Below are 12,744 nucleotides of genomic sequence, written 5' to 3'. Positions count from 1 at the left end.
CGTCGGGCCGCACCCTTCGGAGTTCAGCGGCATGTTGGCGGTCCTCTTCACTGATGCGTGGGGCCAGCATTGGTACTCGCGGCCGCCGTACTTGGCGAAGCGCGAACATCCTGCGCGCAACTGCTAGCGAGGCCCTGGGAGAACCTGGACGATCGACGACCCCTCCCAACACGGAGGCCGTGGTGCGGCGCGGCACGTGTCGGCAGCGGTTGAATCTTCGCCCCCTGGCAACGGTTGAAAGTTGACCCCTCTGGTCGTCGGTAGTTCACCGAGCGTTGAACCGACCGGGAGCCTGGCCTGGGACCGAGGCCAGGAGGAGGAGTTGCTCCAAGTGGATCAGTGGGCCGCGGTCCGCCGGCTGTGCGTCACGGAGAAGATTCCGATCAGGCGCATCGCCGTGAGCTTGGTGTCGCCCGGAACACGGTGCGGTCGGCGGGGCGGTCGGACGGACCGCCGTCGTATGAGCGGGCCCCGCAGGGTTCGGCGGTCGACGAGTTCGAGGACGACATCCGTCGTCTGCTCAAGACGGATCCGCAGATGCCGGCGACGGTGATTGCGGAGCGGATCGGTTGCTAAGAGCAGTTATGGGCGGGCCGACGCGTCAAGAGGCCGGCCGAAGCGGGGACTCTCGCGCGGGGTCGGTTACGCACCGCCCTGACGAACTTTGACTTTCCGTACCCGTCAGTGCAGGCCGCATGACCTGGGCCGACATCATCGCTCTCACCCTGCCCGCGATCTGTCTGGTCGTCGGCTGGGTCCTCGGCAGCCGGGCCGAGCGCGTGCGGTGGCGTCGCTGGGCACGTTGGAACTGATCAGCGACGCTCACGGCAGTGGTTGTGGGCGGCTCTGCCATCCCGCCGACCCACCCGGTAACCGCCGGTGGGCATTGCCACTCGTAACGTGTCGCGTTATGCTCGCTGTCGTGATCCGGAGCTTCCGCGATCGAGACACCGAACGCCTCGCCCAACGGGAGCGGGTCAAGAAGTGGTCCCCGGAACTGCAGAAGGCCGCACTCCGAAAGCTCCGCATGATCGACGCAGCGGAGGAAGTCATGGACCTGCGTGTCCCGCCAGGCAACCGGCTCGAGCGGCTCAAGGGCGACCGGGCCGGTCAGTACAGCATCCGGATCAACGACCAGTGGCGTGTCTGCTTCCGGTGGGAGCGAGGCAACGCCTACGACGTCGAGATCGTCGACTACCACTAGGAGGCATGCGATGGCGACCAAGCTGTCCCCGGTCCATCCGGGCGAGGTGCTCCTCGGGGAGTTCCTCGAGCCCGCCGGGCTGAGCCAGTACCGGCTCGCCAAGGACATCAGCGTTCCGCCGCGGCGCATCAACGAGATCGTCCACGGCAAGCGGTCCGTCACCGCCGACACCGCCCTGCGACTTGCCCGCTACTTCGGGACCACGCCCAGGTTCTGGCTCAACCTGCAGGCGCAGTACGACCTCGACGTCGAGAGCGACCGCCTTGGAGAACGGCTCGACCACGAGGTCACCGCTCACGCCTGACCTGCCGCCATCGCCGTGGTTCTGCGCGCTCACGTCATCGATCGGGTACGCCCATAACGCGCGTGACCGATGGATGCTGTCGAAACATGCTCTCAAATTCGGCGGAGGGGCTCAGTGACTGCGCGGTCGAGGAGGATGGATCCGGTCCATGTGGGCACGGTCGTCGACTAGCGACCGTTCGAGGTCGTCGAGCTCTCGGTCAAGATCCTGGACGATCGCGGAGACGAGCCCCTGGGTCACTGGCACGGCGCGAACGTCGGTGCCTGTGGGTCGTTCGGGTGGGCGGGTTCGGATCTCTACGGCTGCTGGCATCAGGCGCTCGAGTCGCCGGGCGAGGTCCGTGTGGCGGGACGCTTGTGGGTCGTGGGCGGTGAGCTCGGCGATGAGCCGGCTGCAGCGGGAGATCGCGTCGATGACTTCCCAGGTGGCCAGCAGCTCGTGGTCCAGGCCGCCGTGCACGGCAGCGCGGACGATGACGCGCCTGCGCAGGTCGCGGATGAGCGCGGTCTGTTGGGAGGCACCGCACGCCGGCTTCCCACGAAGGAGGGCCACGAGGTTGCCCAGAGCGATGCCGACCCGGCGGTGCAGTTCGTCCTGGGGCACGTTCGTGTCCGCTCACGCTATCCTGATGTCTCAGCGTAGCTCGACTCAAGACTGACTGAGTTGTCTCATGGTGGAGTTGGACATCCAGGAGCGTGCAGCGATGTTCCGCGTGTTGGGTGATGAGCATCGCCTGGCGATGGTGGATGCGTTGCGGCTGTCGGATCGCACCCCCACGGAGTTGCAGGAGTTGACCGGGTTGGCTTCGAACCTGCTGGCCTTCCACCTTGATGCGCTGGAGGAGGTCGGGTTGATCGAGCGTCACCGCTCGCAAGGGGACGGCCGGCGTCGTTACGTCAGCCTGCGTCACGACACGCTTGCCGGCGTATTGGAGGTCTCGCGGCTGCGGGCCGGGATGGTGCTGTTCGTGTGTACGCGCAACTCGGCTCGTTCGCAGGTGGCGTCGGCGCTGTGGGAGGCTCGCACCGGCGGGCGGTCGATGTCGGCGGGCACCGACCCCGCGCCTGCGGTTCATCCGTTGGCGGTGGAGGTCGCGGCTGATCACGGCCTGGACCTGTCGGGCGCGCGTCCGCGCAGCTACCAGGAGGTCGAAGCCGATCCACAGCTCGTGGTGTCGGTGTGCGACCGTGCCCGCGAGTCTGGCCTGGCCTTCGACGTACCGCTGCTGCACTGGTCGATCGCCGATCCCGCCGACGGCGACCGGGACACCTTCCAGACAGCGTTCGACGAGATCGCCCGTCGGGTCGATGTGCTGGCCGGACAGGTCGCGGCGTGACCGCACGCAAGCTGGCCGCCGAGTTCCTCGGCACGGCGCTGCTGCTGGTGGCGGTCGTCGGGTCGGGGATCACCGCGTCGACTGACGGGGCGGCCTCCGCGCAGCTGTTCTACCACGCTGTCGTCGTCGGAGTTGCGCTGGTGGCGTTGATCGTGACTTTCGGGCACGTCTCCGGTGGCCACTTCAACCCGGCGGTCACCGCGGTCGACGCGATCTTCGGTGGGATGTCCCTATCTCTGGCGGTCAGGTACGTGGCCGTCCAGCTCGCCGGCGGCGTCGTCGGGGTCGTGGCCACCAACGTCATGTTCTCCCGACCCGCGGTCACCATCGCCGCCACCGAACGCACCGGGCTGGCGCTGGCAGGCTCCGAAGCACTTGCGACCTTCGGACTGCTGGTCGTGATCTTCGGGGTGGTGCGTTCCGGCAACGTCCGCGCGGTGCCCGGAGCGGTCGGGGCCTACATCGGCGCGGCGATCTACTTCACCTCCTCGGCGTCGTTCGCCAACCCCGCCGTCACCGTGGCCCGGGCGCTCAGCGACACCTACACCGGGATCGCGCCCGGCGGGGTCGGCGGGTTCATCGCCGCACAGGCCGCCGGAACCGTGCTGGCCGCCGCGCTGATCGGGTGGCTGTTCGCCCCCGACCCGTCAGATGCCGCGCAGGTCGTCGTCCCACACGACCCGCCAGAGATGGCCACCGTGGGCGACCGACAGGGACAGCACTGATGGACGGCCACACCGGCCAACTCAACCTCGAACTACGGGCCCAGATCCAGCAGATCGCCGCCGGGCTGCACCGCGAGTTCGTCGGGACCTTCTCCGTCGAGACCATCGAACGGCTCGCGCACGACTCAATCCAACGCCTGACCGCTACCGCCCGCTACACCTCGTTCGTGCCGGTCCTGGCCGAACGGTTCACCCGCGAACGGCTCAACGCCGCCGCCAAGACCCAAGGACACCGCATGACCGAGACACCCACCGTGCTGTACCTGTGCGTCCACAACGCTGGCCGCTCACAGATGGCCGCCGGCTGGACCCGCCACCTAGGCGGCGACCGCGTCGAGGTGCTCTCAGGGGGGTCCAACCCGGGCGAGCAGATCCACCCCGTGGCCGCCGAAGCCATGGCCGAGGTCGGCATCGACATCACCAACGACTACCCCAAACCATGGACCGACGAAACCCTCGGCGCGGCCGACGTGATCGTGACCATGGGATGCGGTGACGCGTGCCCCGTCGTACCGGGCAAGCGCTATCTCGACTGGGAGCTCGACGACCCCGCCGGCAAACCGCTGGAAGATGTCCGCCCCATCCGCGACGAGATCGAACAGCGCGTCCGCAACCTGCTCGATGAACTCGGAGTCGAACCCACTGCCGCGTGATCCGCACCTGCCGAGAGCTCGCCGACCGGGGATCTCCGTTGCGGCAGAACAGACACCACGGTCGCCCCAATGCTGCCGAGCCGAGAGGTCACGCCGAACGGCGGCCAGTGATCGACCTCGGCAGTTACGCGCGCTTCTGCCCAGTCGATCACTACTGGCGACCGCTCGCAACGGGGACTCTCGCGCGGGGTCGGTTACGCACCGCCCTGACGGTTCGTCCCCACCACGTCTTGTGGGTACCCGCCGGGGTCGTAGACGGCGTTGTGGTCGATCCCCTCGAGGAACCCCCGCGCACGCTCGGCCTGCGGGTACCGGGCAACCAGCTCCCAGAACGCCGCCGAGTGGCCCGGGACCTGTAGGTGGGCCAGTTCGTGGACGAGGATGTACTCCAAGACGTACTGCGGGTAGGCGGCCACCCGGCGGCTGATCCGGACCGTGCCGTCGGCGGGGGTGCATGAGCCGTGCCGACGACCCATCCGCGCTGACCACCGCACGCGGCGCGCGCGGACACCGCCGAGGTAGGTGTCAGCGAGCACGTCCGCGCGACGTGCCAGTTCGGCGTCGCCGCCGGCCTCACGCGCCCTCAGCGCGCCGCTGACCCGGTCGACGAGCGCGGCGACGACCTGCTCTTCGTCGGCGGCGGGCATCCCGGCGGGCAGCTGCACCACCACCGCCCCGTCGCGGGCGTAGGCGCTGGCGGTGCGCCGCCGACCGGTGCTGCGTTGGACCTCGACCGGCGGCCGTCCTGCCGCTGCCGGCCGGCGCTCGATGGTGACCTGGCGGCGCCCCACGACGTCCTCCTCTGGCGGGTGCCGTGAACGTAACGGGCCACTGCGACAGCGGCGGTCGGGCGTGGATGCGGTGAGATCGGGGCGTGCGCTCAACGGACCCCAACGCGCGGAGTACCCGATCGATCCGCTGTCCACAGCGGTGGAAGACCCGCGTGCTCGGAACCCCACCCAGGGGCGCCTGCGATGACGGTCCCACACGGCGGGTGCCATGCCGTCCACAACGTGGACGGCGCCTCCACAACGACGTCCACAGCCTGTCCACCGCCCGGCGGACCGACCTGTGGACGCCGTGGTTGACCACCAGGCCGCGCCCCGTACGGTGCCGGGCGAAGGCCCCCAGCAGCCGGGCCGCCGGACCAGCGTTCCAAGGGGAAGGGAGCGTCGAGACGGCGCGACGGCCGCTGGGGGCCTCCCTGTTCCGCCGACGTCCCCTTGACGGTCGGGGCCGTGTGGGGACTTGGCGCTCGACACGGGTCGGGCCGCCACCGGCATGCGGTCACGACGTGTGTCCGCGTCGCCCGACGCACGCCCCGATCCGGTCGCTACGCTCGGACCATCCCATGCGAGGGGGTGCTCGTGGCCGACTCAACGGACGCACACCCCGATCATCCTCACCCAACCGGTGACCCGCCGGGGAAGGCGGCCGCGTTCTTCGACCTGGATCGCACGCTGATCAGCGGTGCGTCAGCGTTCGCGTTCGGGATCGCTGCGTGGCGCAACGACGTGATCCCCACGCATGAGCTCCTCGGCGACGCGGTGAACGCCATGATCTTCCGGCTGACGGGCGGCTCCGACGAGCGCTCGCAGGAGACCCGCGACCGGATCCTGCGAGCGGTCGCCGGCCAGCGGGTCGACGACCTCGTCGCGCTGGGTGACGACATCATCCCCACGCTGCTGGCCAAGGTCCGCCCCGAAGCCGACAGCCTGCTCGAGATGCACGCCGACGCGGGGCGCGACCGTTTCATCGTCTCGGCGACGCCGATCGAGATCGTCGAGGACTTCGCCCGAGCACTGGACGTCGAAGGCGGCATCGGGACCCGCTCGCAGATCGTCGACGGGTGCTACACGGGCGAGCTCGACGGGCCGTTCGTGTACGGGGCCGGCAAAGCCGAAGCGGTCGAGAAGCTCGCGGCGGAGCGCGACTACGACCTGCGGCTGTCGTACGCGTACAGCGACTCGTCGAGCGACCTGCCGATGCTGGAGCTGGTGGGGCACCCGGTCGCGGTCAACCCCGACCGCACCCTCGAGCGGGTCGCCCACCAGCGCGGCTGGCCGGTGGTGGTGTTCAGCCGGAAAGCCAAGCGGGTGATCAAGACCACCACGGCGGCGTCGAGCGCGGCGGCGCTGGCGGTGGCCAGCTACTTCCTGGGCCGTCGCCACGGTCGCATCGCGACCGAGTCGCGAGCGAGCCGACTCGACCTGCTGCGGCCGTGACCGCCGCGACATGGGAACCGGCCGGGCCGCCCGCGCCGTTCGACCGGACGCCGCACCTGGTGTGCCTCCTGGCGGAAACGGAACGCCTGAGCGCGGTGATCGAGCGGGGGGAGCCGGCACCGGCCGTGCGTGAGTCGCTGACGGCCAGGGCCGCGGTCGCCTCGATGCGACTGGACGGCTCGCCCGTCGGCGACGTCACCGAGGCCGAGGACGCCTGGCAGGACGTCTCCGACCTGCCCGCCGCCCCACGGGCCGAGGTCGCCACGCGGGTGGGGACCTGGCTCGATGCGCTGCGGGCAGGCAGCGAACCCGACCGGCGGCTGATCGGTTCGGAGTACGGCGGGGTCCGCGCCGCGCTGGCAGCCGATGACCTGACCCGACCGCTGACCACCGACCCGCTGGCGGCCCTGTCCGAGCTGCACCGCCGGCTGACGCGCGGCTTGCTCGATCCGGCCGCAGCCGGCCGTCCGCGCAAGACCCATCAAGCCGTGCACGACGCCAGCGTCGGGCGGGTGGTGTACTACCCGAGCGAGCCCGAGCAGATCCTCGACCGCCTCGTCGACCTGGCCGCGTGGCTGCGTTCGTCGGTGGGGCGCGAGCACGGCCTGATCGTCAGCGGTGTCGCGCACCAGGTCCTGCTGGAGGTGCATCCCTTCGAGGCAGCCAACGGTCGCCTGGCTCGGGCAGCGGCGCGACTGCTGCTCCGCGTGCACGGCCTCGACCCTGCGGGCGTGGGATCGGTGGAGATCGCACTCGAACGCGACCCGCTGGGGTACTACAGGGAGGTGGCCAAGACGATGCGGCGCCGTGACCTCACCATCTGGCTCGAGCGATGGGGAGAAGCAGTGGCCGAGGGCCTGCGGTTGGCGGCCCACGAGCTGCATCTGCTCCACCCGACGGTGCCCGCCCGCGCCCGTCGGTTCCTCGAGGGCCGCGGCGAGCCGGTGTTCACGATCGCCGATTACCGTGCCGAGGTCGGCACCGTCGCGCCCGAGGCTCGCGCTGACCTGGCTGCGTTGCTGGATGCAGGACGAGTGCGGCGCGTTCCCAGCGCCCGGGGCCTGCGCTTCACGGTGACCTGAGCCGCCGACAGACGGTTGGATGGTCGCCGGTCGCCGTACATTGCGACGTTCGCCGTACATTGCGACGTTCGCCCCCGCCCGGAGGTCGCGGTGGAGTTCCGCCAGGTCGTGGCCCGCCGCCGCATGGTCCGCCACTACCGCCCTGATCCGGTGGCGCCGGCGGTCGTGGAAAGGATCGTCGACACGGCACGCAGGGCACCCAGCGCCGGTTTCGCCCAGGGTCAGCGGTTCGTCGTGGTCACCGACCCGGCGACCCGCGCCGCCGTCGCCGACCTCGCGGACGAGGCCGCCCACGTGGCGCGGGGCTTCCACCCGTGGATCTCGGGCGCGCCCGTGCACGTCGTGGTCTGTGCCGACGTCGGGGCCTACCACGAGCGATACCGCGAACCCGACAAGCTCGCCACAGGCGGGAGCGAGGTCGACTGGCCGGTCCCCTACTGGCACGTCGACGCCGGCGCGTCGTTGATGCTGTTGCTACTCGCCGCCGTCGACGAGGGCCTGGCCGCGGGGTTCTTGGGCGTGCACCGTCTCCGCGGGCTGGAGCGCTTGCTGGGGATCCCGGACGGCGTCCAGCCGATCGGGGTGGTGACGCTTGGCCATCCGGCACCCGACCGGCCGCCCGCATCGCGACGACGTGGCTGGCGTGAGCTGGGCGCGGTGGTGTCGTGGGAGCGGTGGGGTGGGCGCTAGCGTGCCGGATGCGGCCCGCTGCGACCGGCCGAACGGTCGTCGCACCAGGCGGCCGGTGGCCGACCCTTCGGACGACACCGCCTACGCGGCGTGAACGCTCCGGCTCCGTTACCCTCTGTTCACCGGCGATTGGAGACGCGTGACCGGAACGCGACCGCTCCGCGCGCTGGACGATGCAACGACACCGGCACCAGGTGAGCTGCGCAGCAGCTTCCTGCAGCTGACCGAGCGGTTCCGCCCGCATGAGGCAGACGGTCTGTCCGCCCGGTGGGTCGTGGACATCGACGGCGACGGCGCGTACACGGTCCACATCCACAACGGTGGGTGCTTCGTATCCGTCGGGGCGCACGCCGATCCCGACACGATCATGCGTACCGACCGCCAGACGTGGCTCAAACTCGTCAGTGGGGAACAGGACGGCGTCGCGGCCTTCACCCAGGACCACCTGACCGTCCACGGCGACCTCAACCTGGCCCTACGGTTGGAGTCGCTGTTCCAGCCCGGACCCGACACCCAGCGCGTGGTCCGCACCGCCCGCACCAACGCGGCCGGGGTCGACCTGGAATCGCTGATCATCGGCCGCGGCACCCCGGTGGTGTTGCTGCACGGGCTGGGAGCGAACAAGGTCTCGTTCGTTCCCACACTGGACGCGCTGGCGTCACGCTACGAGGTCCACGCCCTGGACCTGCCGGGATTCGGCAAGTCCGGCAAGCCCCTGCCGGCCGCCCGACGGTACTCGATGCGGTGGATGGCCGACGTCGTCCATGGCTACCTGCGCGCCCAGGGCATCGGCCACTGCTACGTGGTCGGCAACTCGATGGGCGGGCGCATCGCGGTCGAGCTGGGGCTGCGCCACCCGCGTCGGCTGGGTGGCGTGGTCGGCCTGTGCCCGGCCGTTGCGTTCGACGAGTACCAGTGGTTGGCGCCCATGCTGCGGGTCCTGCACGGCCACTGGGTGGGGCTGGCGCCGATTCCGTTCCGACGCGAGACCGTCGAGGCTGCCATCCGCGGGATGTTCCACGACCCCTACTGTCTGCGCGCCGACAACATCACGGCAGCGGCCGAGGAGTTCGTTCGCAACCTCAGTGACCGCCGCCATCGCCTAGCGATCCTGGCGTGCCTGCGGCACCTGGCCGCCGAGCGCGCCAGCGGCCGGCGGTCGTTCTGGACGTCGATCGAACGGCTGCGGGTCCCGTCCTACTGGGTGTTCGGCACCGGTGATCCGCTGGTCTCGGCGGCGTACTGCGAACGGGTCCGCGAGTCGTTGCCCGACGCCCGCTGCGAGGTGTGGGAGGACGTCGGTCACGTCCCACAGTTCGAGGTCCCGCAACGCACCAACCAGCGGGTCGGTGCGTTCATCGACGAACTCGACGCTGCCCGTCACCGCTAGGTCGTGCAGCGTCGTCATCGGCCCGGTTCGCCGCGGGGATCGCAGACCGGCCCGCTGCGGCGTCGACCAACCACCGGTCCACCACGTGGCAGAACTCCCGGGGGACCTCCACATGCGGTGAGTGGCCCACACCGGCCAGGACGTGGTGATCCCAGTCAGGGCGGCGGACCATCAAGCCGCGGATGACGTGCGTCGACACCAGCCGGTCGCGGTCGCCGGCCACCACCAACGTCGGCGCGGCGACGGCGTGGACCGCCAGCAACGGCTCACGCGCGTCGACGAGCATCGCGACCAGCGAACGGGCGGCCTCTGACAGGGCCCGGCGTCGCCACGTGGTGGTGCGCGCGACCTCGAGGTTCTCGACGAGGACGTCGCGGAGCGCCGGTCGGATCCGGTCCACGTCGGCCACAACCGAAGCCAACGAGTCGTCGACCAGCTGCTCCGCGGTGCGCCGGCGGTAGCCCAACTCGATCAACGCCCGACCGATGCCGGGCACGGCCGCAGGCAGGATGCGCGACACCGCAGCCGGAGGCAACCGCAGCATGTCCCGGCGCGGCGCGGGCAGCGCCGGGTTGATCAGCACCAGGCGGCCGACGCGGTCGTGGCGGTCGGCGGCCAGCAACGTGACCAGCAGCCCGCCCATCGAGTTCCCGATCACCGTCACGTCGCTCCAGCCCAGGCGATCGAGGACGGCCTCGAGGAACCCCGCGTTGGCCCGGACCCGGGCGGAGCCACCCTCGGGCACCGGTGTGCCGCCGAAACCGGGCAGGTCGACCGCGACGACCTCGCCGTGGCGGCTCAACTGCGTGGCCACGTCGAGCCAGTTGCGGGCCGATCCGCCCAGGCCATGGACCAGCAGGAGCGGCGGGCCTGCGTCTCGCGCCGCTCGGCGCAGCACGTGTGCCGGCCGGCCGCGCACCTGCAGGACCTCTCCGAGGATCCCCGACCAGGCCGGGTCGCGCCGACCCCAGTCCTGCCCGGGGAGCGGTGCGGTCACGGTGGTCTAGGCGGGCGTGTCGAGCTTCGCGCGCAGCTCGTGCGGTTCGGTGACCGGCCGGTCGCAGACCAGGTCGCGGCAGACGTACGCCGCCGGCTGACCGTCCACCTCGTCGCGGCCTTCCAGCAGCGGCACCGCCGTGCGGTCACCGTCCGGCGCGGCCACCGCCACCACCGCGCCCGGCAGCGGGCCGGCCCAAAGCTCCCGGACCAGTCGTTCGCGTCGCGGCCCGGGCGTGCCCACCACCGCGACCTCACGTGGTCCGGCCAGCACGTCCTCGGCCACCCGCAGGAACCACCCGTACCCGGTCGGGGCACGCTCCGCGTCGCCCTGGAACAGGCGCACGACTTCGTCGGTGACGTCCCTCCACGCCGCGTCGCCGGTGTACCCGGCCAGCCGCAGCCCCGCCTCCGCCATCACGCTGTTCGCGGACGGGGTCGCGTTGTCCCAGGTCTGCTTGGGACGGATGTACAGCTCGTCGACGTCGTGCGCGGTCGCGAAGAACCCGCCGTCGTCGTCGTCGTGGAACCGGTCGCGCGCGTCGTTGGCCCAGTGCGCCGCACGCTCGAACCACATCGCGTCCCCGGTGGCGGCGTACAGGTCGAGGCAGGCGACCGCGAGCGTCGCCACGTCCTCGAGGAAGGCGGGGACGGTCACGGTCCCGTCCTTCCACACGTGGTGCAGGCGACCGTCCACCACCAGCGCCTCGTGCAGGAAGCCCGCCGTGGTGATCGCCGCGTCGACGTACTCGGGCAGCCCCAGGTACATCCCGGTGGCGACCAGGCCCCGCACCGCCAGCGCGTTCCACGATGTCAGGACCTTGCGGTCGAGACCAGGATGGGCGCGCTCCTCGCGCCGCTCGTACAGCGCAGCGCGGACCGCGTCGAGCTCCTCGACGAACTCGGCCAGGTCCAGGCCGCGTTGCGCGCAGAACCGACCGCGGTCCACCGGTTCGTGCAGGATGTTGGTGCCTTCCCAGTTCCCGCCGGCTGACGCGCCGTAGAACGCCGCGAAGCGATCGGGATCGGCACCCACCGAGCGGACAACGTCGGCGAGCTCGTCCATCGACCACACGAAGAAGCGGCCCTCTTCCCCTTCGGAGTCGGCATCGGTGGCGCTGAAGAACCCGCCGGCGTCGTGGCGCAGGTCGCGGAGCAGGTAGTCGGCGGTGGAGCGCGCGACCCGGTCGAACCGCGGGTCGCCGGTCACCGCCGCGGCCTTGGCGTAGGCCGCCACCAGCAGAGCGTTGTCGTACAGCATCTTCTCGAAGTGCGGGACGAGCCAACGCCCGTCTGTCGAGTACCGATGGAACCCACCGCCGACGTGGTCGTGGATCCCGCCGCGGGCCATCGCGTCGAGGCTGTGGGCGACCGGCTCCAGCCAGCGGTCGGCGGTCTCGCCACCGTCCCGGCGCAGGCGAACGTGGCGCTCGACCAGCCACTCCAGCGTCATGGCTTGCGGGAACTTCGGTGCCTGCCCGAACCCTCCCAAAGTGCGATCCCAGGCGCGCAGCGCCACCGGAGCGGCGCGGTCGGCGACCGTGGGGTCAGCGGCACCAGCCGCTGGGCCGGCGGCACGCTCCGCCAACGCCTCCGCGATCCGCCCCGCCGTCGCCGCGAGCTCGTCGCGGCGGTCGCGCCATGCCTCGTGTACCGACCGCAGCACCCGCACGAAGCCCGGCATGCCCGTCCGGTCCTCCTTCGGCCAGTACGTTCCGCCGAAGAACGGACGCCCGTCCGGGGTGAGGAACACCGACATCGGCCAGCCGCCGTGGCCGGTGAGCGCCGTGACCGCCTCCATGTACACCGCGTCCACATCGGGTCGCTCCTCGCGGTCGACCTTGACCGCGACGAAGTGTTCGTTGAGGAGCGCGGCGACCTGGTCGTCCTCGAACGACTCGTGCGCCATCACGTGGCACCAGTGACACGCCGAGTACCCGACCGACAGGAAGATCGGGACGTCACGCCGCTTGGCCTCCTCGAAGGCCCGGTCTCCCCACGGGTACCAATCGACCGGGTTGTCGACGTGCTGGGCCAGGTACGGCGACAGTCCGGTGGGGTCCATCTCACGGATCAGCGTCAAGACCGAGCCTTCCTGCGTCGAACGGTGCTGACGAGGGTACGGCCGTCGGCGGTGGC

13 protein-coding genes are annotated in these 12,744 nt (G+C 70.8%); 9 read left to right on the top strand and 4 right to left on the bottom strand.

Annotated elements, in window-relative coordinates; translation table 11 throughout:
- Positions 1-922 precede the first annotated feature (922 nt).
- Complete coding sequence (locus KY462_01210; protein MBW3576363.1) at positions 923-1,204, top strand: type II toxin-antitoxin system RelE/ParE family toxin; 282 nt, start codon at positions 923-925, stop codon at positions 1,202-1,204.
- A gap of 10 nt (positions 1,205-1,214) precedes the next feature.
- On the top strand, positions 1,215-1,508 hold the full coding sequence (locus KY462_01205; protein MBW3576362.1) for a HigA family addiction module antidote protein: 294 nt from the start codon (positions 1,215-1,217) through the stop codon (positions 1,506-1,508).
- A gap of 111 nt (positions 1,509-1,619) precedes the next feature.
- Here KY462_01205 and KY462_01200 read toward each other — a convergent pair whose 3' ends face one another.
- Complete coding sequence (locus KY462_01200) at positions 1,620-2,111, bottom strand: hypothetical protein (protein MBW3576361.1); 492 nt, start codon at positions 2,109-2,111, stop codon at positions 1,620-1,622.
- A 100-nt stretch (positions 2,112-2,211) separates the two neighbouring features.
- Here KY462_01200 and KY462_01195 point away from each other — a divergent pair, with 100 nt between their 5' ends.
- From KY462_01195 to KY462_01185, 3 genes are read left to right on the top strand one after another with little or no spacing between them, the layout of a single operon-like run.
- Positions 2,212-2,844: a helix-turn-helix domain-containing protein gene (locus KY462_01195; protein MBW3576360.1), complete on the top strand. Its 633-nt coding sequence runs from the start codon at positions 2,212-2,214 to the stop codon at positions 2,842-2,844.
- A complete protein-coding gene (locus KY462_01190) occupies positions 2,841-3,569 on the top strand; it encodes an aquaporin (protein MBW3576359.1) in 729 nt (242 codons plus the stop codon). The genes KY462_01195 and KY462_01190 overlap by 4 nt, the downstream gene beginning before the upstream one ends.
- The gene (locus KY462_01185; GenBank protein MBW3576358.1) at positions 3,569-4,222 is read left to right on the top strand and encodes an arsenate reductase ArsC; all 654 of its coding nucleotides are present in this window, start codon (positions 3,569-3,571) and stop codon (positions 4,220-4,222) included. The genes KY462_01190 and KY462_01185 overlap by 1 nt, the downstream gene beginning before the upstream one ends.
- Positions 4,223-4,416: 194 nt before the next feature.
- Here KY462_01185 and KY462_01180 read toward each other — a convergent pair whose 3' ends face one another.
- Positions 4,417-4,869: a M48 family metallopeptidase gene (locus KY462_01180; GenBank protein ID MBW3576357.1), complete on the bottom strand. Its 453-nt coding sequence runs from the start codon at positions 4,867-4,869 to the stop codon at positions 4,417-4,419.
- Between the two features lie 720 nt (positions 4,870-5,589).
- Between KY462_01180 and KY462_01175 the strand changes: the two genes are divergently transcribed.
- The 4 genes from KY462_01175 to KY462_01160 all read left to right on the top strand — a co-directional run bounded on the left by KY462_01175 (position 5,590) and on the right by KY462_01160 (position 9,609).
- The gene (locus KY462_01175) at positions 5,590-6,447 is read left to right on the top strand and encodes an HAD-IB family hydrolase (GenBank protein MBW3576356.1); all 858 of its coding nucleotides are present in this window, start codon (positions 5,590-5,592) and stop codon (positions 6,445-6,447) included.
- Positions 6,444-7,529 (top strand): Fic family protein, encoded by a 1,086-nt coding sequence (locus KY462_01170; GenBank protein ID MBW3576355.1) that lies wholly within the window; start codon positions 6,444-6,446, stop codon positions 7,527-7,529. Before KY462_01175 ends, KY462_01170 begins: the two co-directional genes overlap by 4 nt.
- 90 nt (positions 7,530-7,619) lie before the next feature.
- Positions 7,620-8,219, top strand: coding sequence for a nitroreductase family protein (locus tag KY462_01165; GenBank protein ID MBW3576354.1), 600 nt, complete (start codon positions 7,620-7,622; stop codon positions 8,217-8,219).
- A gap of 139 nt (positions 8,220-8,358) precedes the next feature.
- Positions 8,359-9,609: an alpha/beta fold hydrolase gene (locus KY462_01160; protein MBW3576353.1), complete on the top strand. Its 1,251-nt coding sequence runs from the start codon at positions 8,359-8,361 to the stop codon at positions 9,607-9,609.
- Here the strand turns inward: KY462_01160 and KY462_01155 are convergent.
- On the bottom strand, positions 9,575-10,606 hold the full coding sequence (locus KY462_01155; GenBank protein MBW3576352.1) for an alpha/beta hydrolase: 1,032 nt from the start codon (positions 10,604-10,606) through the stop codon (positions 9,575-9,577). The two genes, KY462_01160 and KY462_01155, sit on opposite strands and share 35 nt — an antisense overlap.
- 6 nt (positions 10,607-10,612) lie before the next feature.
- Positions 10,613-12,670 (bottom strand): thioredoxin domain-containing protein, encoded by a 2,058-nt coding sequence (locus KY462_01150; GenBank protein MBW3576351.1) that lies wholly within the window; start codon positions 12,668-12,670, stop codon positions 10,613-10,615.
- Between the last annotated feature and the right edge of the window lie 74 nt (positions 12,671-12,744).

It is taken from the genome of Actinomycetota bacterium (assembly GCA_019347675.1).
Taxonomy (GTDB): Bacteria; Actinomycetota; Nitriliruptoria; order Nitriliruptorales; family JAHWKO01; genus JAHWKW01.
This window is presented reverse-complemented; position numbering and strand designations above follow the sequence as displayed.

Excerpts from the sequence above, each read along its gene's own strand:
- KY462_01205 (MBW3576362.1), top strand. The coding sequence starts at position 1,215 with ATGGCGACCAAGCTGTCCCCGGTCCATCCGGGCGAGGTGCTCCTCGGG.
- KY462_01195 (MBW3576360.1), top strand. The coding sequence starts at position 2,212 with ATGTTCCGCGTGTTGGGTGATGAGCATCGCCTGGCGATGGTGGATGCG.
- KY462_01185 (MBW3576358.1), top strand. The coding sequence starts at position 3,569 with ATGGACGGCCACACCGGCCAACTCAACCTCGAACTACGGGCCCAGATC.
- KY462_01180 (MBW3576357.1), bottom strand. The coding sequence starts at position 4,869 with ATGCCCGCCGCCGACGAAGAGCAGGTCGTCGCCGCGCTCGTCGACCGG.
- KY462_01150 (MBW3576351.1), bottom strand. The coding sequence starts at position 12,670 with ATGGACCCCACCGGACTGTCGCCGTACCTGGCCCAGCACGTCGACAAC.